The organism is Bartonella sp. AP3QHHD (genome assembly GCF_042195765.1).
In the GTDB taxonomy this organism is placed as follows: domain Bacteria; phylum Pseudomonadota; class Alphaproteobacteria; order Rhizobiales; family Rhizobiaceae; genus Bartonella.
Genome location: NZ_JBHIPC010000111.1, coordinates 164,003 through 187,503, shown reverse-complemented (window position 1 = coordinate 187,503; position 23,501 = coordinate 164,003). Strand labels below are relative to the sequence as shown.

The window sequence follows — 23,501 nt, the reverse complement described above, 5'->3', positions numbered from 1 at the left end:
AGCTTTTTAACTTTATTTTATCCCTTATGTTTTTATTTTATAAGGGAAATGGCTCTGAACGAGCGTAATTAATTCTTCTATGGCAATCGGTTTTGTCACAAGTGTACTTTGAACATATTTACAGCCTTCTTGACGGAGGAAGATTGCTTCTTTTTCATTTTCAACACCTTCTGCGATAATTTGCAAATTAAGATCTGTTGCCATATTAATGATAGACTTTAGAACAATTTTCTTCTTAAGAGAGTCGATTGAGATAAGTGAACGATCAAGTTTAACCATATCAAATGGATAACGTACGAGATAGGTCAGAGACGAATAACCTGTTCCAAAATTATCGAGTGCGAGATTCATTCCAAGTGTTTTAATTTGTTCAAGAAAGTGCGCTGATTGTTCAGGATTATTTCTTAAGACAAATTCAGATATTTCAATCATCAGACGCCCTTTGTGGAGCGGATGGCGAAGCAAAGCGGCACGCAATTGACTGATAAAACGAGGATGAATCATTTCTGCGCTTGGTAAATTAATTGAAATAAAGAAAGATTGTTGGGAAAACTTTTCTTGTACATTTATAAGATCAATAATGGCATTATCGATGATAAATTGTGACAAATCCATAACAATTTGTTCATTTTCTACGATTTTTATGAAATCAGAGACATTTAAATTTCCATAAGTGGGATGATGCCATTCTACAATTGTTTCAAAACCAATAATATGTCCGTCTGATAAATTAAGAATAGGATGGTAGAGGATTTTCATCTCATTACGTTTTATGGCATAATGAACATCTTTCTCCAGAGTATTATGTTCGAGACCCAAAGTGCGAAAATTAGGACGAAAAGGTTCAATATGGTTCCCACCCATTTGTTTTGCGCGAATCATCGCTAACTCACTATCATTAAAAATATCTTTAGCCGTCGATCGGCTTTCACTCCATGTAACCAATCCGATAGAGGTTGAAAGGATTATTTTATTTTCTGAAAGTGAAATAGGTGCTGAAATTGTTTTGTGCAAATGATCTGCAAATGCTGCAATTTTTTGTGGTTCGGTTTCACTGAGTAAAATAATTGCAAAGCGGTCTGCTGAAAGACGCGATAAGGTGTCTTGAAAGTTAATGAGACGATTTAAACGACGTGCGATTATAAGCAGTACAGTATCCCCAACTGCTATGCCTAATTTGCGATTAATTTGGCGAAAATTGTCAAAATCAATCATAAAGACAGTCGGTCTAATTTTGATATTTGCTTTCGCTAAAGAGGTATAATTTTGTAGTCTATCAAAGAAAATTTGTTGGTTAGGAAGTCCGGTTAAGCTGTCGTGGATTGCATCATGCAATAAGCGTTCTTCGGATTTTTTATGGTTAGTAATATTGACAATGGTTCCAATGACACGTGTGATTTTTCCATCTTTTTGCATAGCCGGACGTGCACGAAGAGAAAACCAATGATAATAACCACCACCGGAAGAAAGCCGAAAAATTTGATCAATGCGCCCTTTTTTATTTTTAAGAATGATATCCAATACGGCTTGAAAGCGTTCACGATCATCATGGTGCAAGGCTGAAATCCAGTTGCGCATAGGTCCATTGAGGTTATGAATTTCAGTACCAAAAAGGGTTGCCATGTTTGGATGTACAACAATACGGTCACGCTCAATATTCCAATCCCAAATAATATTTCCAGCTCCCTTTGCTGCGAGTACTTGTTGTTCAAGGTCGGAAAATATTCCTTCATGGAAAGCGTCATTAGAAAAAGTTTGTTGCAGGACAGTAAAGCTTATGAGAAGAACAATGAGCACTAATCCCCCCGCTAATGCTGGCTGGATAATATCATTGTTTAAATGTCCAGCTATGCAGGCATAGGCTCCAACGCACCAAAAGCTAATGAGCAACCATGTTGGAATAAGCATAATGGCGCGGTCATAGCTTCTGATTGAGAAATAGATGATTAATATTATACCAAGCACAGCGGTAAGGCCAAAAGACAAACGCGCAATTCCAGCTGCTCTGATGGGATCATAAATAGCAAAGGCTCCTAGACTGCAAAACGCAATGGTCCAAGCGATAGCACCGTAACTAAAATGATAATGCCAGCGGTTAAGGCTGAGATAGGTAAAAAGAAAAATGAAGAGTGTAGCAGTAAGTGCTACTTCTGTACCAGCACGCCAGATTGGTTGGGTTGTGAGTGTAACTGCAAAGAATTTATTTAAAAAGTTGAAGTCAATACCAATATAAAAAAGCACTGCCCAAGCAACTGCCGCTGTTGCAGGAAACAGCCCTGTTCCACGGACGACGAAGAGAACAGTTAACAAAAGCGCTAAGAGACCTGATATCCCAAGAAGAATACCATGATAAAGCGTATAAGAATTAATTGCATCTTTATAAGCTTCAGGTTGCCATAAATAGATTTGCGGTAGATTTGCAGAGTTAAGTTCGGCCACAAATGTAATAACAGCACCAGGGTTAAGGGTAATACGAAAGATATCAGAGTTTGCACTAAGTTGACGATCGAGGGAAAAACCTTCGCTTGGCGTTATGGATTGAATCCTTGATGATCCAAGGTCTGGCCAAAAAAATCCAGAACGTGCCATGCGGTAATGGGGGGCAACGATGAGACGATCAACTTGTTCATCTGTTGGATTTGCAAGAGAAAAAACTGCCCAATTTCCGGAAAATTTTTCATTTTTTGCCTGCACTTCAATACGCCATACAATACCATCTGGTCCTGGTGCTGTACTTGTTTGAAAAATAGAGTTGTTTGTATGGTGAATTTCAATTGCTTTTGAGAGATCAAGAGCAGCATCTTGAGAAGAAATTTTAACTGGTTCAATTGCTTGTGCTGATGTAAGATGGACAAGAGAACTAACGACTACAATGAAAATGATGTCAATTATTTTACGCAAACTCTTCACAATGTCCCACTCTCAATATTTTAGGATGTTTAATTTTCATTTCGACTTTTGAGAAAAAACGTCCACCTTTTATAATTTATTTACATAATAAATTGTTATCACTTTTTCTTAAGTTATGTGATTTTATATACAAATAGACCACACACCCATTTGCTTCAATGGAACCTGAAGCGAATGAAGTTTTATATTTTAAAAGGGCAAAGTTAAACCATGAATTTTCAGATTTCACGGATATACCTTCACTTATTAGAATCTTTATCACATGAAGTATGAATTGGGTAGTTTTGTACACCTCTTTGCCCAATATTTCCAAAACTTATTTAATGAGGAGAGCTTTTGTGGTAAATTTTATGATAAAATATGTGACGTTATTGTGATGCTGCTTTAAAAAGAAGTTTTTACTTTAGCTTGTATGAAAGAGTTGACGTTAAATCATCAAAATTTATGAGGGGGCCTACAGGTCCGACAGCAGTTAGTGTTGGAGTGGAGTTTGTAAAAAGACGATGTGCTAAATCAGTTAATCTTTTAGGAGTGATGAGATTGAGGCGTTCAATTGTTTCCGATATTGGAATTGGTCGACCATAAAGGAGTATTTGGCGAGCAATGAGATGTGCTTGACTAGAGGGATTTTCTTGTGACATTGTCAGATTTGCACGATATTGCGTTTGTGCTCGTTGCAGTTCGTTGGCGTGAATATTTTTGCTGACCTTGGAAAGTTCATCAAGAATCACAGGAATAAGTTCTTTGAGCCCTTCTTGTCCGGTAGCTGCGTGAACACCAAAAAGCCCAGTATCTGAAAATCCCCAATGAAAAGCATAAATAGAATAGCATAATCCACGTTTCTCTCTTACCTCTTGAAAAAGACGTGAAGACATACCACCACCAAGAATGATTGAAAGAATTTGGGCCGCATAAAAATCACGCGCGTGATAAGCACGCCCTTCAAACCCTAGAACAACTTGTGTATCCATTAAATCGCGATATTCACGAAAGTCGCCACCGACATAATTTGCAAGATTAGTAAGAGGTGCGGTTGAATGGGAGCGAAAAGTACCAAGACGACTTTCAACTTCTCGCAAGAAACTTTCGTGCTTTACAGCTCCTGCAGCAACGACAATCATACGATCTGCACTATATTGTTTATTGATGAAATCATGGAGATCAGTAGATGTAAATGATTGAATAGTTTTAGCTGTTCCTAAAATAGAGCGTCCAAGGGATTGATGACGAAAGGCTGTTTCTGTAAAGTGATCAAAAACAATATCATCAGGAGTGTCATGGGCAGCACCAATTTCCTGAAAGATTACTTGTTTTTCTCGTTCTAGTTCATCGTCGTCAAATTTTGAATGCATTAAAATATCGGCTAAAATGTCTATAGCAAGTGGGATATCGCTTTTAAGTACACGTGCAAAGTAAGCTGTTGTTTCAATACTGGTTGTAGCATTGATTTCACCGCCAACATCTTCAATATCGGTTGCAATTTGAAAAGCAGTACGGTTTTCGGTTCCTTTAAAAGCCATATGCTCAAGAAGATGAGCAATACCATGCTGTGTGGAGGTTTCATTGCGTGAGCCCACTTTAACCCATATTCCGAGGGCAACACTATCAATTTGTTGCATTGTATGTGTGGCGATAGTCAAACCATTATTTAGGCGACAGATATCTACATCCATGTATTTACAACTCCATTAAATAAGCTAAATACCTCATTGTAAGGGTATCAGAATCTTCTTGATTTAAATTAATGCAGCTAACTTTAATAAGATGCACGCGATTTTAAAGAAATATAATCTTTTACTATTTTTTCATCATTAGCAAGATTTATAAAATGTTCTTCGTGTTTCATTACATCATTGAGATGAGATGGCCATGGAGCATGAAGGCCACAAGCGCTTTTAATAGTATCAGGAAATTTAGCTGGATGAGCCGTGGCAAGAACGATCATTGGAATATGCGGTTTTTTGTTTTCACGCGCTACTTGAAGAGCGACCGCTGTATGTGGATCAACAAGATAGCCACTTTCCTTATAGACACTATCAATTTTTTGAGCTGTTGCAGCCATGTTGCTTTTCCCAGCGGAAAATAGCGAACGAATATTTTTGAGTTGCTTTTCATCAAGAGTAAAGAGACCCGTTTTTTTCAAGTTTTCCATTGCATTGCGAATCCACATTGGATCACGATTGCCACTTTCAAAGAGCAAACGTTCAAAATTAGAAGAGACCTGAATATCCATAGAAGGTGATGTTGTATGGACTATTGGTTTTGTTTCGTAAGTACCACTGGTCAATGTACGTACAAGGATGTCGTTATCATTCGTTGCGATGACCAGTTGAGCAATGGGTAATCCCATACGGGCTGCGACATAACCTGCAAAAATATCACCAAAATTTCCAGTAGGAACAGTGAATGAAACAGCTCTATCAGGTGCTCCTAAAGAAAATGCAGATGAAAAATAGTAAACAATTTGCGCCATGATACGCGCCCAATTTATAGAATTAACACCTGAAAGCGCTGTTTTTTTACGAAAATTATGATCATTAAACATTGCTTTGACAAGAGCTTGGCAATCATCAAAATTTCCTTCAATGGCAATGGGATGAACATTGGAACATTGATTGGTTGTCATTTGCCGTTGTTGAACAGGTGATACACGTCCTTTAGGAAATAAAATAAAAATATCTGAGTGTTCTTTTCCAGCAAAAGCTTGTATCGCAGCTCCTCCTGTATCACCTGATGTTGCAGCAATAATCGTTGCACATCTATTTTTTTTAGTCAAAACATAATCCATCAGTCGAGAAAGAAACTGCATTGCTACATCTTTAAAAGCTAAAGTAGGACCATGAAAGAGTTCAAGGATAAATTCATCTGCTCCAGTTTGTCGTAACGGACAGATTGCTGGATGGTGAAAGGTTGCATAAGATTCAGCGATCATATTTTCAAAAGCTGTATATTCGATTTCGTTATTCACAAAGGGCCACAGAATAGTTTTAGCAATTGTTGTATAGGACTGACCACGAAGTGCTCGTAACGCATCAAATGATAATTGCGGAAATTTATCTGGAAGATAAAGCCCACCATCACTCGCCAACCCTGTCATGATTGTTTCCGTAAAGCTTAAAGCAGGAGCTTCACCTCTCGTGCTGATATATTCCATAAGTCTTATCCTTTTTTTATTTCTGGCAAATTGGTGAAGTTATTTATTTCACGTTTTTCATAATATTTAAATTATTAAATGGATAGAGCTTCTTTTCTTCTTTTTAACTCAATAATGAAAGGAAATAGCCTTAAGCATTTTTATTTTTGAGATATAAACGCCAAATGTTCACAGAAAATCTTTTACAGTCGAAAATTTTCTCTCTATTATTCATTCACTTAAATTTTACAACGTATCTTCATTTGTACACCTTCTTAAATAATACAATTAAATAGATAGAATGGCATTTACTGAAGAACTTTTGTATAAAACTCAATCATTTATAGTTATTTTATGCTCTTAATACTTTGTAACAATTAAATCTGCTGAACTGAATGTTAAAATGATACACCTCAGAACTCACATTGGAAGATTTATAAGGTAAATTTATGGCATTTCGTGCGCAAATCTATACTTTGAATAATCTTTTTTAGCTTAATTTATCACTTTGTATAATAATAGATATTATATTTGTGCTATACAGTATGGTAACCTAAAGTTTATCCATAGAAAACATACAACAGCCTGCTAAATGATGGGAAGCAGGCTGTAAAGTATTTTCATTTTAAATAGAAAAAAATAACTAAGTATCTTTGAATTATTTGCCTTTAATTTTTCCTATTGCCCATCCGATTATCGCACTAAATATGGCCATAACAGATCCGGTTAAAAATCCAAAACCCAAAGCTCCCATTGTAGAAAAAACTCCTAGCGTAATGGGTTCAAATACTTTCTCAAATTTTCCTTCAAAGGCAGATTCACTTTTTGCTCTATGAGTGAAACTTGGGACATAAAGAGCAGCTATATCGATAGTTTTTTTCTTTCCTTGTTCTATTAGAGAGACAGTTTCCCATTGAGTATCATTTTTCAAATGATTGGCATGAACATTTATAACTTGTGAAAGCAAAAAAGCAACTGCTATAAAAATATTTAATACGTAAGTTTTCAATACTTTAATCATAGTTTACCACCAATACTTTTATTTTAATCTGAATTGAATAGATGCATCGGCAGAATTAGTGCACATTGAGAGAAACAGAAGCATTTAAAGCTTTTTTCACTCTTAGTGTGGTAATTCATTAGTTTTTGTCATCAACAATGGATAAACACAGAATATGTTCATAGTTTATATTTCATATGAGAAGGTCTTATTCTGATGAAATTTCAATTTTAACGAGATTTAAAATACAATATTATTTTACTTATTATCCATCCTAAAAACATGCCTATCGTACTTGATGCATATCCAAGTGCCATCCCCATACCAAAAGCCCCGAGTGTAAGAGGTTCAACAACCTTTTCAAATTTTCCTTCAATAGTAGCTTCATTACCCACTCCACGATTTAGACTAGGTCTATAGAGAGAAACAGTATGGACTACATCCTTTCTTTTCTGCTCTATTGCAGAAACAAAAATATTCTCACGATGAGTACTATTTTGTAAAGAGTTTGCATGCACATTTACAACCTGAGAAAGAGAAAAGGCAGACATAATGAAAATACTTAATATATGATTTTTAAATAATTTAATCATAATTTACCTCAAATATTTATAATATTCAATATATATGCGTAAATTTGTACTTTGGATATTTGGATGTAATCTACGAAATTTATATTTCATGGAAAAATAAGCTTCATTATGTAATTATTTACAATTAATTATTGACTCATAATGAAGCTATTATTCTAGAGTTATAGACGAGGTTGAATTATTTGAACATCAATACTATGTCCTTTATCCAACTTATTATCGATCCTATAAAACTCAGTGCATATCCAGCGTACAATAGTCCCATTCCTATAGTCATAGGCCCAACGACCTTTTCAAATTTTTCTTCACCTATTGTTCCATGTTCTGTTTGATAATTTACAGACGGAGCATAGAAAGCAGTCGTAGAAACTACATCGGATTTCGCATATTTTACTTGTTCCATTGGGAAAACAGAAAGTTCCTCTTTTGGAGTATCGTTTTTCAAATAGTTTGCATTAACATTTACAGTTTGTGAAATAAAAAAAGTGCTCGCTATAAAAATGCTTAAAATATAATTTTTAAATATTTTTACCATAAATTTACCTCAAATATTTTTAAGTTATATATGTAATAAATATACATAATGTTTATGTATATCACACTATATACAAGCCATATAGTTCAATATGTATTTTTAGTCAATAATAAAAATACATATAAAAATATAACTATAATTTTTATAAACGTTATTGTAAAAAAGTAACAGTAATAATTACAAATTATATTTTTTAAAAACTTTATACAATATTTTATTATGTGTTATATATAAAACAACATATGGTTATCGTATAATTTTTATAAAACGATATTAATATATTTTTTAAATACATTTATAGATAATAAAAGTGATCAAAATTTTTACATATTAAATATATAAAAATTTATTTATTATCGATAGTATAATAGAAAACATGAAAATTATGATGTAGTTATAAAAGTATTATTAACAATTAAAATATGAAAGGATACGATAAAATTTTATTATTTATAGTATTTATTATAGATAGTCATTATTGTATAATGTGTGTTATATAGATATTATTTAAGTTATTATTCAATGGTTATTTAAGTGCATCGTGATAGCAGAATAATAATTCTTAATTTACTATTAAATATATACATTTATCTTATAGATAATAATATGTTATAGATACTAAAAAATGTACAATTTTCTCATAGTATAAAGTAGAGCTCGAATTGGATAGAGATAAATGATATTATCTTTTTCTCGCCAATGTGAACAGCATATTACTATGATGGAAGGCGGTGTATAGAAGAATATAATTTAGACATATTTATGAGTGCCGAAAGATCAGCATTAGATAATATTTTCAACACTTTCTTTTTTCCAAACTGAAAAGCCGCTTTTATTTTTAGAAAGTGGATTACTTTTGAAAAGGTCTGATTTCATTGCTTATTTAAAAAGGCTATTAAGTGCTTTCGGAAAATTTTAAGCAACTATTGGTATCTCTGTCGCTTGTTTAACATGATTATATGTTTCATATTTATGTGCTTTTTTAAAGAAACCGTTCTCAAGGTACTCAAGCCTATTTTGCAATGATAGATATGATGATAAAGCCCCCATAATATAAAATTCTTAGGGCATCAGAATTTTTGACGTTTATAAAGAAGAAAGATGGCATTGCCATACACTTTTCTCGCTCCTAATGTTGCTATAATTTTTGCCTTTTGAGATGATTCATTAAAAGGCATTTTTATTTCTTTATTTATTTAATTCAGCATATCCAGATTTGAAATGAGAGAATCTTACAATATTCGTTTTTTTTGCTTAATTTGAATAATGATAAATTATGATTATAAATCAATATATTGTCTGTAAATTACTTGGTATGAAATGTTTTTTATAAAATGCAAATCTTTATAAGAATGTATTCTTTTTGTTTTTTGTAATCTTAGGGAGGTTGTACCGATTGAAGCTGTTAAAATACTGTTTAAGCAGCAAAGTAAATAAGCCTTCAACAAGTTTATGAGATTTGGATTGAGTAAATATAAGTTCTTCTAACTCAACAAGGACGCTTTTGTTGTTTTCAATAAACTCTTGTATTCCATAGATTCCGCGAATTTTAATATGCTTTCCATGACCAATACGCACATACTCTAAAATTTTACCATAGTGTGTGATTTTTTTGATCAGATGGAAGAGGCTAGCAATTTTCACATCTTATCGAGCAGGGCATCGTCATATTCCTTTTTTGAAAAATATAATAACTTATCAGGATGGGCTGCTGAGGTTGGGAGTGAGATATCGGATTTGAGATAGATAAGCAGGGTTTGATTTTTATGAGTTTTCCTCCCTGTTGTTTGCTTTTTTAAAGCGCGTGCAATGGTTAACTGACTTATTGATTGCTCAACGAGGTGCTATATTTTTTCCTTCACATTGAAATGCAATTCACCCGTATCGTGAATTACGCATTTATTGAAGTTATTATAAAAGAAGCAACGAGAAGAGAAGGGCATTTGAGTAAAAATGCTTCTTACATAAGAGTTTACAAACTAATATATTCAAGAGATTTTTTATAATAGATCCCTCCATACTGCCATTGCTTCTAAGACTTCTCCTAAATGAGCATGTTTTGCGATAACTGTTTCTGCACCAGCTTCTGCAAGTGCATTAGAGTGGCCAAGATAGCTATGTGATCCTCCCGTAAAGCCGATGACACGCATGCCTGCTGCTGTGGCTGCGTGTACACCATGAAGGGAATCTTCTATAACGATAGTGTTTTGGGGCTCTGCCTGTAATTGTTGTGCGGCAAAAAGGAAAACATCAGGGGCCGGTTTCGTTCTTTTTGTTCCAACTTCAGGTGCTGAAAATATTTTACCTTCAAAAAGGTCATAGAGATCAACCGTGGTGAGCATCTCTTTTATATCTACGCTTTTTGCATTAGAGCAGATACAGTAGGGATAGCGTGTTTGAATAATTTCTATGGCTTCTCTTACATCATCAATAGCCCGTAATTTAGTTTTTATTTGTGTACGAAAAATATTAGTCATCTGATCTATGAGATGAGCGGAAATTGGTTTTTCTGTTTCCTGTTCAACGTGTTTAAGAATATCGCGAAAAATAAGCCCTGCAAAACGCTCACTCAATTCTTCGGGTGATATTTCATATCCTGTTTGTTTGAGCAATTGAGATCCAATTTTTGCTGCAAGATATTCAGAGTCGACGAGAACTCCGTCACAATCAAAAATAATAAGATCTATCTGAGGCATAAGATATTCCTTTACATGTTACGAGATGGACAACTTTCATGAAAACGATATTGAGAGGATCTTATTTCATAAAAATACGCTTTGAAAATGATTCTTAATTCTTTTACGAAATAAAAGATATGGGAACAGTACATTGAAAAAAAGAAAAATAAGGTTTCATTCATATGAAAGTTTTTTTACTTAAAAAAACAAAAACAATTATCAATTTTGTAGAACTTTAACGATACGTTTACGCTATTTTGTAAATATGGATTGGTAATGCGGGCCTATAAACTATTTTGGTTGATTATAGGGCAAATTCAGTTAATTTTGTTGGGTTTTTCATGACAGTTATTCAGCTTCAAAAAGATTTTCTTCGTACTCCCTCACAGATGCCATGGCGCAATAAAATTTTTAAAGGAGATTGTGTTTCCGTTCTAGAAAAACTTCCAAAACATTCCGTTGATATGATTTTTGCGGATCCACCCTATAATTTGCAATTGGACGGAGCTTTATATCGTCCAGATCATTCGCTTGTTGATGCGGTTGATGATGCATGGGATCAGTTTGAGAGTTTTGCTGCTTATGATGCTTTTACTCGTGCATGGTTGCTTGCTTGTCGTCGTGTATTAAAACCCAACGGAACACTTTGGGTTATCGGATCTTACCATAATATTTTTCGAGTTGGGACGGCATTACAAGATTTAGGTTTTTGGATGCTTAATGATATTATTTGGCGCAAGAATAATCCGATGCCTAATTTTCGAGGGCGCCGTTTTCAAAATGCTCATGAGACGCTTATTTGGGCTGTGCGAGATCAAAAAGATAAAAAGTACACATTTAATTATGATGCCTTAAAAGCGGCAAATGAAGATCTACAAATGCGTTCAGATTGGCTTTTCCCTCTCTGCACTGGAGCTGAACGTTTAAAGGATGATTCAGGGCGTAAATTACATCCAACACAAAAACCGCAAGCGTTATTAGCGCGTATTATTATGGCTTCTAGTAAACCTGGAGATGTTATTCTCGATCCGTTTTTTGGTTCGGGAACAACAGGTGCTGTTGCCAAGCTTTTAGGGCGTGATTTTGTTGGGATTGAACGCGAGCAAGATTACATCGATGCAGCATGTGAGAGAATTGCAGCGGTTCAACCTTTAGCGCAACCAGAACTAGCGATTTTGGATAGAAAAAAAGCAGAACCACGCGTAGCATTCAACAGTTTGCTTGAAGCAGGTTTACTCTATCCTGGAGAAGTTCTGTATGATCGTAAGAAGCAAGTATCTGCTATTGTAAGAGCTGATGGTACGATTATGCATGGTGGTGAAGCGGGCTCAATTCACGCAATGGGAAGAAAGGCTCAAGATTCGCAGAGTTGTAATGGTTGGACCTTTTGGTATTATGAGGAAAATGGACGGTTGAAGTCCATAGATCATTTAAGAATGATCATACGTTCACAAATGTTAAAAACGGGTGTTTTATGAACTAAGCTGATCGCTTCATTCTAGAGTGATCATCAATGTACCTGATCTTGATTGAGATGGACGGGAGGGTGTTTTTGCCTTTCTTAGATGTTTTTTATTAAAACACTAATCCGCTTATAAGCGGCAAGCGAGTATTTTTATGCTTCTTTTAGAAGAAATTAAAATGAGAAATTTTCACTCTATGTTCTGATTTTAGTTCCAAAACAGTAAAATTTCAATATAAGCTTATAAAAATGAAATATCAGAATTAAAAGGTTCATTCAGAAGTTCAAAATTAAGTGCGTTTTTGAATACGTACATCTGTAAAGTGCGTAAGATGTATTGGTTTATCAAGCTAATTTAGCGTTATTCATATTGACGTCCTCCCCGAATATCGTCAAATTTTCTTATTTCAGACCTGTTTCATATTGAATCAATAAAATTTACTTGCTTGCATGTCATAAGCGGGGGTGGCGTGTGAATAAAATTATTAAAGAAAGAATTAAAAAGTACCTTTTATGAACCGTTTCAAGTGCCAAGGGTTGTTGTAGGAGGCTGGTAAATATAATGATGGTGCTGACTTGCTCCTTCATAAGCAAAAAAGGATAGATCCTGAAATTTAAATCTAAAGCTTCTAAGCGTTTCTATCCCTCCTTAATTTTTGTCTGTAGAAAAAATTGGTTATTTCATTTTTTAAAATTTTTCTTTTACAGATTAATAAATGATCGCTAGAGATACAAAAGTCTCCATTAGAAAACATTTTTATGAATAGGGAAGGTTATTTAAATCTGAAAGAATTGGGAAGTGCTACGGAAATGGCTTTTTTCATAACAGTAGGTAGTGCTTCTTCGGCAAGATGTTGAATGTTACACCACCAACCATTTTCATAATTCATTTCATGAACATTCTCAGTATAGTAAACATCGAGTTTTAGAGAAAAGTGAGTAAAAACATGCGTAATTTGTCCTTTGAATTGCCAATTGGCAGTAAAGGGTGCATTTTGGAGCCCATTTTCGTTGTTTATGCCAATATTGTTAGGAATTTGGGTCATTCCACCAAGGAGCTTTTGCGTCTGTCGTTTTTCCAAATAAATTTGTTTCTTTTTATTAAGGACCACAAAAGCAATACCTGTTTTTGAAGGGCGTTCTTTTTTAGGGGCTTTAACTGGAAAAGACTCCGTTTGTTGTATCTTTTCTGCTTTGCATAAACATTGAAGAGGGCAGGTATAACAAGATGGTTTGCGTGGAGTACAAATTGTTGCTCCCAAATCCATCATTGCTTGAGCAAAGTCACCAGGACGATTTAAAGCAGTAATTTTTTGTGTTTTTTCTTTAATTTCAACTTTTGCTTTTTGCAATATTGAAGTGATAGCAAAAAGTCGCGCTACCACACGTTCGACATTACCATCAACCACTGCTACAGGGTGGTTAAAAGCAATCGCAGCAATGGCTGCGGCAGTATAATCTCCAATACCGGCTAGAGTTCGCAATTCTTTTACAGATTGTGGAAATTGTCCCGCGTAGTTTTCAACAAGCTGTCGCGCACATTTTTTAAGATTACGTGCGCGTGAATAATAACCAAGTCCAGCCCATGCTTTCATGATATCATCTTGTGAGGCTTTTGCTAAAGAGGAAAGATCAGGCCATAGTTTTAGAAACTTTTTAAAATAAGGCTTAACTGTTTCAACGGTTGTTTGTTGAAGCATGATTTCAGAAAGCCAAACTTGATAAGGATCAGGACGGATACCTTGTTTTTGCTTTTCTGGGGTAATCCGCCACGGAAGATGTCTGTGATTTTGATCGTACCAAGCAAGGAGGTGCGAAGAAATTTCATACATGATTGCTTTCAAGCATAGGGAGATATAAAATGCAAAAGAAAAAATTATTTATTTTGTTGATATTTCATAAATTGAGGAGGCAACAATTTTTAGATGAAACAAATGATTTTAATTTAGTAAGCGGTTGAACAATGATCTAAAAATGAGAAAACAACTTAAAAAACGTATCTTTTATTCTCTTTCTGAGACGGTATACAAAATACTTGATCCAGTTTTACGCAAACGGACAGGGCTTAATGTAGCGCTTATAGAACATTGGCCACAAATTGCGGGCTATGATATCAGTGAACATACAATGCCGCTTAAAATTATTTGGAAACGTCGTGCAGATCAAGATGAAGTTTTTCAGCCAGCAACACTTGTTGTCGCATGTGAAGGATTTGCTGCGTTAAAATTGATGCATGAAACAGAGGAATTACTTCATAGAATTAACGGATTTTTTGGCTATATTGCTATTGATCGCATCAAGATTGAGCAAAGGAGTATGTCGGTTTTTATGAATCACTTGCCTCTAAAACCGCCTTTGAGTGAACAAGACAAAAAATGCGTGGAAAAAATGCTTGAAGGAATTGAAGATAAAAGTTTGCACCAAGCACTTTATCAACTTGGCTGTTGCATTTTTTTGGAAAAAAATAATAAATAGAAAGATATTTTATATATTTTTCTTTAATATATGAGAAAGCATTGGATTCCTATTCGTTAATAACAACAGAAAAGTATTATTTATGGTAAAATATCGTTCTTTTTTATCTTTCGGGATAATTTTTCTCTTCATAACGATTGTACAAAACAGTGTAACAGTTGCTTTAGCGCGTGATCCCAAATCAGTGGCAACTGTTGATATGGCAGAGCTTCTTCAATCGGGTAAAGTAAAGGATCGCTTTGAGGGAGAGGCGGATGCACCAGTCGTCATTGTTGAGTATGCTTCGTTGACATGTACCCATTGTGCGCATTTTTATAATGATATACTTCCCCAAATTCGTAAAAAATATATCAAAACAGGAAAAGTAAAACTTATTTTCCGAGAATATGCTTTTGATCCTCGGGCAACAGCAGGTTTTATGTTGGCACGGTGTGCACCGGAAGATCGCTATTTTCCTTTGATAGAAGTTTTATTTCAAAAACAAAATGAATGGGCTTTCGGAAAAAATGCTCTAACACCATTGAAGAAAATTGGCTTAATGGCTGGTTTTACAGATGAAAGTTTTACTGCGTGTTTGAAAAATCAGTCCATTTTAGATGAAGTAAATGCATCTTTTGAACGCGGTAAAGAGCTTGGTGTCACAGCAACACCTACTTTCTTTATTAATGGTAGTAAATATGAAGGTGCCATGAAAGTAGAAGAATTTTTTTCGGTGATTGATAGTTTTCTAAAAAACTGAATCTTAATCTTCCAGAAGATGGATAGTGATTTTTGGTCATTATCTCTTTTAGAAGGATTAATATTATGCATTTATGAAGCGATATCGTTGAGCCAATTTTGAATCAAATCATTGCTTTTAAGTGAGCCTGGGTTGAATGATGTTTTGAAGCTGATATGGGAGGATTTGTACAGTGAAAAAATGGGTTTATAGTTTTGGAGATGGAAAGGCAGAAGGAAGTGCAAGTGAGCGTAACCTTCTCGGAGGTAAAGGGGCTAATTTGGCAGAAATGAGTAATCTTGGTTTGCCCGTACCACCCGGATTTACGCTGACAACAGAAGTTTGTAATTTTTATTATGCCCATGACAAATCATATCCAGAAGAGCTACAGGAATCTGTTAAGCAAGCACTAAGATACGTTGCTGAACAAACAGGACGTGAATTTGGGAATGAACAAAGACCACTTTTGCTGTCTGTTCGTTCAGGGGCTAGGGCTTCTATGCCAGGGATGATGGATACAGTGCTGAACCTTGGCATGAATGATAAAACTGTAAAAGCAATTGCTTTACAAGCCAATAATGAACGTTTTGCTTATGATAGTTATCGGCGTTTTATCCAAATGTATTCTAACGTTGTTTTGGGGCTAGACCATTCGTATTTTGAAGAGATTCTTGATGAAGTAAAAGCATGCAATGGTTACACTATTGATACAGAAATGACAGCAGATGATTGGAAGAATGTTATTATTTCTTATAAAGCCTATGTTGAAGAAAAATTAGGAACCCCTTTTCCACAAGATCCTGAACAACAGTTATGGGGGGCGATTGGAGCCGTTTTTTCAAGTTGGATGACAGCACGTGCAGTTACTTATCGCCGTTTACATAGCATTCCTGAAAGTTGGGGAACGGCAGTTAATGTGCAAGCTATGGTTTTTGGTAACATGGGAGAAGATTCGGCAACGGGCGTTGCTTTTACACGCAATCCATCGACAGGGAAAAAAGAACTTTATGGTGAGTTTTTAGTTAATGCGCAAGGGGAAGATGTTGTGGCGGGCATTCGAACGCCTCAAAATATTACAGAAAATGCGCGTATTGTTTCTGGTTCAAATAGACCGTCGTTAGAAAAAATTATGCCTGAGGCTTTTTTGAAATTATGTCAGATTGCGCAGAATCTTGAGCAGCATTATCGGGATATGCAAGATCTCGAATTTACCATTGAAAAAGGTAAATTATGGATGCTTCAGACTCGTTCAGGAAAACGCACGGCTCGTGCGGCTCTCAAGATGGCAATTGAAATGGTTGAGGAGGGGTTAATAAACCGTGAAGAGGCTGTGATGCGTATTGATGCAAAGTCGCTTGACCAACTTTTGCATCCAACACTTGATCCCAAAGCAGAACGTTTTGTTATAGGACGTGGTTTACCTGCTTCTCCTGGAGCCGCAACTGGTGAAATTGTTTTTACTTCAGAAGAGGCAGAAACTGTGTCGGCGGAAGGTCGCAAAGTTATTTTGGTCCGGGTAGAAACAAGCCCAGAAGATATTCATGGTATGCATGCTGCAGAAGGAATTTTAACAACGCGTGGCGGTATGACAAGTCACGCTGCTGTTGTTGCGCGGGGGATGGGAAAACCATGTATTTCTGGTGCTGGCAGTGTGCGGATTGATTATAACACAAATACGTTGTTTGCCTCAGGAGAAAGCCTAAAAAAAGGTGATGTTATCACAATTGATGGTGGAAGTGGAGAAATTTTCAAAGGGAAAGTTGCAATGTTGCAGCCTCAGCTTTGCGGAGACTTTGCAAAATTAATGGAATGGGCTGATGGGATGCGACGTATAAGAGTTCGCGCTAATGCTGATACACCATCTGATGCCCGTATGGGACGCTCTTTTGGGGCTGAAGGTATAGGTCTTTGCCGTACGGAGCATATGTTTTTTTCTGATGAACGTATCGTTGCCATGCGTGAAATGATTTTAAGTCATGATGAAAGTGGTCGTCGTAAAGCACTAGATAAGCTTTTGCCAATGCAGCGTTCAGATTTTAGTGAATTATTTGAAATTATGTGTGGTTTACCTGTTACTATCCGCTTGCTAGATCCACCATTACATGAATTTTTGCCTAAAACGAAAGCAGAAATTCTTGATGTTGCAACAGCTATGGGGGTTTCTGCTGAAGTGCTTGCTGAACGCACTCAGCAGTTGCACGAATTTAATCCTATGCTTGGATTACGAGGATGCCGTTTAGCTATTACTTATCCTGAAATTGCAGAAATGCAAGCGCGGGCGATTTTTGAAGCAGCAGCAGAAGCTGCCCAAAAATCTGGATCTCCTGTTATGCTTGAAATTATGGTGCCACTGGTTGCGCTTAAATCTGAACTCGATTTTGTGAAAGCGCGTATTGATCAGGTTGCTGAGGAAGTGATGAAAGAAAAGGGAAGCACTATTCAATATATGGTTGGGACGATGATTGAACTTCCAAGAGCGGCGCTTCGAGCAGATGAAATTGCTGAAACTGCTGAATTTTTTTCATTTGGAACAAACGATTTGACACAAACTACTTTTGGGATTTCCCGTGATGATGCAGCTCCTTTTTTGGCAACCTATTTTCAAAAAGGTCTTTTAGAGCAAGATCCTTTTGTGTCTATTGACCGTGATGGAGTAGGGGAACTTATTACCATTGCTGCACAGCGTGGACGCTCAAAGTGTGCAAAAATAAAATTGGGAATTTGCGGTGAACATGGAGGCGATCCTGCCTCTATTGCTTTATGCGAAGAAAATAACCTAGATTATGTTTCGTGTTCTCCTTTTCGAGTGCCAATTGCTCGTTTAGCAGCAGCTCAGGCCGCAATAGCAAAAAGGATGTAATGGGTTAATATTTTTTGTTGTATCGTTATTACTGAAATAAATTTTTATATATTCTTTTATTTTCTTTAATAAAGGGAATAAAAATGCTTCTAAAATGCACGATAAGTTGTGTTACGCGAGAAAGTGTTTTTTTTAGAGGTTTATGAGAGAAAATATAAAGCAGGATAGACAAAGATGTATTATTAATACTACTTTCTATTGGCGAACCTCTTGATAGAGAGAAACGTGTTATTGTGCAGTCAATTTATGCGTTTGCTTTTTTATAGGGGAATGAGCTCCTCACGCAAAATAGAATGCTCCAAACAAATGCATTTTTTTTTGCACATCATGCTGTTTGAGATAGACATTTCTCAGTGGATGCTCCATTTCACATTGATATTCGTGGAATGGGGATTATGTAAAACTCCCCGTAAGTTTATAAAAATCTTCCCAAAATTTATAAACTCCATTATGCACTCCCATCTTTACATTTATAAAGGAATATCAAAGTTACACAATCTATTGATTTATAAAGATAATTTTTTATTTCTCATATTGAATGAAAGCTGTAAATATCATAAGATCTTCTTATTTCGACTTCTTTTATAATGAATCAATCAAAACCATGTTTTTTGTATGTTACAGGCCGGATGAGCGTCTGTGGATAAAAAAATAAAGCAAGGATATGCCTCTTATGAATCATCTCAAGTGAGAGCTATCACAAATTGAAGGTAGGTACAGTGTGTAATGGTGCCGGCTTGCTTCTTCATAAGCGTAAAGATGATGTGCGCTGTCGCGCAGTTGTTGTGGGGGGGGCTGCTATTATTATTCACGGGCGTTGTTGCGAAGTGGTTTTGGGTGCTTTAGAGATGTTTTTTAAGAAAGCCCGTGAATGGCAATCCAAGTATATTCCGTTTGGGACATTTTGTTTTAGGTGAGGGGGAGTGAGACTAAAAAGACATGTGATAAATAAGAGCATGAGGCAATAGGTAATCTCCGTTATTTTAAAGATATTGCTTTAGATGTATTTGAAAGGCGTAAAGCTGAATTAAAAGGAAATGGCAAAGATGAAAACTGGTTTTTACCTTAAATTTTCATATTCTTCCCAAATTAGGCTGTTTTCCTGTTTTAAGAGATTATACAAACAGAGATGCGCAATATTCTTGCTTCCATTTGGCATACAAAAGCTATAACAGCTGAGAGAAGTACTAAACTGTCTTAACATTTGTTTCAAACATACTGCTGCGTTAGGTTTGGATGTTGATTTATAGGCAATACTAAACGCACACGCTCTCTTAAGAAGACAATGTCATAAAACACATAACTTTCCAGCAGTAGATTAGAGAGAAGTGCCGGTTTTTTATCAGACACTTTGCAAAACAACAACCATAACACAACTAGCTTTATGTCTACTTATCCTTACAGGTGTTTGCACAAATTCTTTGCATCATATTTATAAAGATCAAATTGACGATAATATATGGACAATTCGTGGTTCGATAATATGAAAGGTTTACGTGATACTACAAAAATTTCGTGTCCTTTTATCATCAGAGGCAATAAAAATGCTAGAACAAGCGCGTTTGCTATTTTGCAATATTCTTTTTTCTGCAATCGGTTGTGGTTTTTTTGAAGCAAATTATACGGCTCAATATGTAATGTGTAAGAAAACCATTCTGATTGATTGAATATAAGAGGGCTTGAGATGAAGGAATGTTTGAGGGGAGCATTAAACAAACGAAAGATGAATTATCATTATAAATTAAGAGATTATTATGATTAGCTTCAATTTAATAAACCAATTTCACGCATTTTCATTAAAATTGTGTGATTAATTTTACCTGTTACAGGAAGATCAAATATTTTTTGAAACTGTTTTAAGGCTTCTATCGTCTTTTGATCTTCTATTCCTGTGACAATAACCTCCTCATTCCCAAAAATATGTAAAGCTTTTTGCACTTGTATAATATCTTCAACAGAAGGCTCTAAAATAGCTTCTTTTAAGTGTGTCATATTTTTTGTATTGTTTGTTTCTATTTCGCTTTGCTTAATTAATATCGCGATTTCATCTGCTGCGGGATTAGATAGAACATTCTTTTGCATTCTCTGAGCAGTTTGCTGTTTCCATAAAGTGATGGCTCGGCGTGTTTTAGGTCCTTCCAGTCCATCTAATGGACCATCATAAAATCCTAATTTTGCTAGTTCTTTTTGCTTTTCCAGCATGCTTGCTGATTGAGAGGGTAAAGGTGAATTTGTGTGGTTATGACTTTGAGAATGTACAGAAGCTACACGGGAGAGTTCTTGTGATTTTTCTTCTTTTTCCGATAAATTAGAGCTCTTACCTATACTTTGAACAGAGGAAAATTTCATTTGAGTTAAAATATTTTGATGCGTTGTCATTTGCGAAAATAAAGCATTAAATGAAATAAATAAAAAACTAATGCTAAAAAGAAGAAATCCAACAAAAAATAAAGTATTTTTTCGTGTATAGAAATAAAGAGTTTTTGCACTCCAAAAAATAAAATGAAAAGTTATAAGAAGAAGTGTTATAACAATACTACTGTAGTATTTACGGTGTTTTACAGTTTTTTTTCGGTATGTCTTTCGTTTTGTTGCCATTACTTTTATTTTCAGTTGCGTTTATTTTTTACAAAGAAACAAATATAAATTAGGAAACGAATATGAATCAGTTCTTACTTCCAGCCAGAGAGAAGTGCATTGACATTATTGATTTTTCCTTTCAAACTCCTAGAATGAGCAGCTTCATTATATCAATTTATAAGTTGATAAATCAACAAGAGTTCTTACCAACTTTTATTCATTTCATTTTTTTACAAATCTTTAATGTGTATAAAGAGAGTACCAAATGATTAGCATTCAAGATCATTTTGGTGTTTGCAAACTGCATTATCACATATAATTATCTAAACAATAATGCCACGTTATTCTTCATTTTGTGGCATATGTTTGCCTATTATTTAAAATAAAATTGAAAATATTTGCCTATAACGCTAAAAAGATGACAATCGTTATCTATTCTTTATAATTTACATATAGATGGTTACTGATCCATAAACGGTTTGGTAAGAATAATTATCTCTTAATATTATTATATTTTGGTATAAATTCCTTCTATTAAATAATTTTCATAAGTATCAATTAAATTGATGTTTACAATGTTATAGAAAAAAAACTGGCTTGAGATGTAATCATAAGAGATGCAGTTATTTTTTTGATGTTTTTATCGACATGTTGACCATTTTCATAACATTCCAGTAAAAATTTTATAGATAATATAAATATTTTATCGACACTAGAGTCAGAATAACAGAATTTTACTCTTTTTAGCCTTTTCAACTAAGCTAATATGGTGGACTATTATTTAAAATAATTATGTACACAACATGATTATCTCTCTCATTTTTTATCATAGTATGTTCATTAACATGACCAGCTTGTAAGTGTATAATTTTGATGTTAATTTTTTACTGAATAGACAATGTATCCCATTTTATACAGCGGAATTGTGCCATATTTATAAAAAAGCCAATGATATAGATCCAATACATGAATACTCAATTTTATAAAAAGCACATTTTATAAATTGTTTATAAAGCAACAGTGTATAAAATGTTTCTTTTATTGTATTTACCACTGCGGTACATTGATTATCCATGATACGTTTTTTAATCAAATTATCATTTTTTTTATTTTTTATTTTTGTCATTATTTCATTTTTTGTAGCAGATCCAAGCAGTAACCATTCTTCTAGCCCCCAAAATAATGAGACAACAACGAGCGATGTGATTATTGCTTTTAAGGAAGCCTTAAATGACTTAGGCGCATTTTGTGACCGTAATATAAAAACCTGCAAAGTAGGAAAATCCTTTTTAAGTTCACTTGGCGAGCGCGCATATTACGGTGCAAGAGCTGCTTATGAATATTTAGGGAACATATTAGGAAACAAAAATGATATCAGAGACTTCCCCTAATGTTTCTTACAAAATCGAAATACAAGAGTTCTTACAAAACCATGCAATGTTATCTTGAAATAAGGATTTTTAACGTTCTTCGTGTTATTTATGTTAGGAAGAATAAATATTTATTTTTTATAAGTGTATTCAAGAATGATTATTCAAACGAAACAGGACTAAAATAATGGCGGAAACAATCGGTAATATTATAGAAAACTTTTCGCTTTTGGATAATTGGGAAGATCGTTATCGTTATGTCATCGAGCTTGGCTATGAATTGCCACCTTTTCCAGAAAGCGCTCGAAACGATGCTCACAAAGTTCCTGGTTGTGTTAGCCAAGTGTGGCTTTTATCTTCACGTAATAACTCAAAAGATCCAATATTGACGTTTCAAGGTGATTCCGATGCTCATATTGTGCGTGGACTCATTTACATACTTCTTGCTTTTTATTCAGGCAAAAAAGCTTCTGAAATTCGCAATTCTGATGCTCAAGAGCTCTTTGAAAAACTTGGTTTAAATGAAAATCTTACACCACAACGATCAAATGGTCTGAAATCAATGATTAAACGGATTCGTAACGAAAGCTATATGTAATCCCCTTGGTAGAAATTGCTATATATACAAAAGCTTCACACAAAACATGTATACTAAAATCAACTTTATACATGAAACCATTTTTTCGCAAAATAAGATTATTTAGTTTTTTTCCGTTTGCTTTTGCGTCCAAGCCCCATTTCTTTGGCCAAAGCCGATCGTGTTTTTGCATAATTAGGCGCCACCATAGGATAAGAACTATCTAACTGCCATTTTTCACGATATTCCTCTGGCAACATTCCATAATGTGTCATGAGATGACGCTTTAGAGATTTAAACTTCTTTCCATCTTCAAGGCAAATGAGATAATCAGGAAATACTGAACGCTTCGGATTAACGGCAGGCCTTTGTTTTTCAACTTCGACTTCTGTTAACTCTAGATTCCCTGCTTTACGAAAAGCAGCATGGACATCAGCAATTAAACTTGGCACTTCAGTCGGTCGAATAGAATTATTACTCACGTAGGCAGCAACAATATCAGCAACCAATGTAATAACTAAATTGCTTTCAGTCTCTAAGACTGCACGATGTTCCATTCTTGTTTCCTTTAATTTAAAATTGAGTAATTCAAAATCGAGATATAGTGCAT

Annotated in this window: 16 protein-coding genes and 1 pseudogene; 7 read left to right on the top strand and 10 right to left on the bottom strand. The window is 34.8% G+C overall.

Features of this window, described 5'->3' with window-relative positions; all coding sequences use genetic code 11:
- Window positions 1–24: 24 nt before the first annotated feature.
- The 7 genes from ACFIL7_RS09875 to ACFIL7_RS09845 form a co-directional block, all read right to left on the bottom strand.
- Window positions 25–2,910: an EAL domain-containing protein gene (locus tag ACFIL7_RS09875; RefSeq protein ID WP_375680220.1), complete on the bottom strand. Its 2,886-nt coding sequence runs from the start codon at window positions 2,908–2,910 to the stop codon at window positions 25–27.
- A gap of 398 nt (window positions 2,911–3,308) precedes the next feature.
- Window positions 3,309–4,583, bottom strand: a complete 1,275-nt coding sequence (locus tag ACFIL7_RS09870; RefSeq protein WP_375618402.1) for a M16 family metallopeptidase — start codon at window positions 4,581–4,583, stop codon at window positions 3,309–3,311.
- Window positions 4,584–4,666: 83 nt separating this feature from the next.
- Window positions 4,667–6,064, bottom strand: coding sequence for a threonine synthase (thrC, locus tag ACFIL7_RS09865; RefSeq protein WP_375683548.1), 1,398 nt, complete (start codon window positions 6,062–6,064; stop codon window positions 4,667–4,669).
- Window positions 6,065–6,701: 637 nt separating this feature from the next.
- Window positions 6,702–7,064 (bottom strand): hypothetical protein, encoded by a 363-nt coding sequence (locus ACFIL7_RS09860; protein ID WP_375634240.1) that lies wholly within the window; start codon window positions 7,062–7,064, stop codon window positions 6,702–6,704.
- Window positions 7,065–7,273: 209 nt separating this feature from the next.
- On the bottom strand, window positions 7,274–7,636 hold the full coding sequence (locus ACFIL7_RS09855; RefSeq protein ID WP_375634242.1) for a hypothetical protein: 363 nt from the start codon (window positions 7,634–7,636) through the stop codon (window positions 7,274–7,276).
- A 178-nt stretch (window positions 7,637–7,814) separates the two neighbouring features.
- Window positions 7,815–8,171 (bottom strand): hypothetical protein, encoded by a 357-nt coding sequence (locus tag ACFIL7_RS09850; protein ID WP_375634281.1) that lies wholly within the window; start codon window positions 8,169–8,171, stop codon window positions 7,815–7,817.
- A gap of 2,000 nt (window positions 8,172–10,171) precedes the next feature.
- Window positions 10,172–10,867 (bottom strand): HAD family hydrolase, encoded by a 696-nt coding sequence (locus tag ACFIL7_RS09845; RefSeq protein ID WP_375634246.1) that lies wholly within the window; start codon window positions 10,865–10,867, stop codon window positions 10,172–10,174.
- A gap of 371 nt (window positions 10,868–11,238) precedes the next feature.
- Between ACFIL7_RS09845 and ACFIL7_RS09840 the strand changes: the two genes are divergently transcribed.
- Complete coding sequence (locus ACFIL7_RS09840) at window positions 11,239–12,327, top strand: site-specific DNA-methyltransferase (protein WP_375613050.1); 1,089 nt, start codon at window positions 11,239–11,241, stop codon at window positions 12,325–12,327.
- Window positions 12,328–13,084: 757 nt separating this feature from the next.
- Here the strand turns inward: ACFIL7_RS09840 and mutY are convergent.
- Window positions 13,085–14,143: an A/G-specific adenine glycosylase gene (gene mutY, locus ACFIL7_RS09835; protein WP_375683547.1), complete on the bottom strand. Its 1,059-nt coding sequence runs from the start codon at window positions 14,141–14,143 to the stop codon at window positions 13,085–13,087.
- 142 nt (window positions 14,144–14,285) lie between these two features.
- On the opposite strand from mutY, the gene ACFIL7_RS09830 reads away from it, so the two are divergent.
- From ACFIL7_RS09830 to ACFIL7_RS09815, 4 genes are all read left to right on the top strand, one after another.
- Window positions 14,286–14,786 carry a DUF721 domain-containing protein gene (locus ACFIL7_RS09830; protein WP_375631604.1) on the top strand — a complete coding sequence of 167 codons (501 nt, stop codon included), beginning with the start codon at window positions 14,286–14,288 and terminating at the stop codon, window positions 14,784–14,786.
- A gap of 82 nt (window positions 14,787–14,868) precedes the next feature.
- Window positions 14,869–15,525, top strand: a complete 657-nt coding sequence (locus ACFIL7_RS09825) for a DsbA family protein (RefSeq protein WP_375611143.1) — start codon at window positions 14,869–14,871, stop codon at window positions 15,523–15,525.
- A 172-nt stretch (window positions 15,526–15,697) separates the two neighbouring features.
- Entirely contained in the window at window positions 15,698–18,364 is a 2,667-nt protein-coding gene (ppdK, locus tag ACFIL7_RS09820; protein WP_375634250.1) for a pyruvate, phosphate dikinase, read from the top strand.
- Window positions 18,365–19,083: 719 nt separating this feature from the next.
- On the top strand, window positions 19,084–19,281 hold the full coding sequence (locus ACFIL7_RS09815; RefSeq protein ID WP_375683546.1) for a hypothetical protein: 198 nt from the start codon (window positions 19,084–19,086) through the stop codon (window positions 19,279–19,281).
- A gap of 847 nt (window positions 19,282–20,128) precedes the next feature.
- On the opposite strand, the gene ACFIL7_RS09810 is transcribed toward ACFIL7_RS09815, so the two are convergent.
- Window positions 20,129–20,962 (bottom strand): peptidoglycan-binding protein, encoded by an 834-nt coding sequence (locus ACFIL7_RS09810; RefSeq protein ID WP_375634277.1) that lies wholly within the window; start codon window positions 20,960–20,962, stop codon window positions 20,129–20,131.
- 1,055 nt (window positions 20,963–22,017) lie between these two features.
- Here ACFIL7_RS09810 and ACFIL7_RS09805 point away from each other — a divergent pair.
- Together ACFIL7_RS09805 and ACFIL7_RS09800 are read left to right on the top strand one after the other, a co-directional pair.
- Window positions 22,018–22,393, top strand: a pseudogene (locus ACFIL7_RS09805) (DUF5330 domain-containing protein).
- Between the two features lie 108 nt (window positions 22,394–22,501).
- The gene (locus tag ACFIL7_RS09800) at window positions 22,502–22,912 is read left to right on the top strand and encodes a SufE family protein (RefSeq protein WP_375611146.1); all 411 of its coding nucleotides are present in this window, start codon (window positions 22,502–22,504) and stop codon (window positions 22,910–22,912) included.
- Between the two features lie 98 nt (window positions 22,913–23,010).
- On the opposite strand, the gene ACFIL7_RS09795 is transcribed toward ACFIL7_RS09800, so the two are convergent.
- On the bottom strand, window positions 23,011–23,448 hold the full coding sequence (locus tag ACFIL7_RS09795) for a MucR family transcriptional regulator (protein ID WP_012754848.1): 438 nt from the start codon (window positions 23,446–23,448) through the stop codon (window positions 23,011–23,013).
- Between the last annotated feature and the right edge of the window lie 53 nt (window positions 23,449–23,501).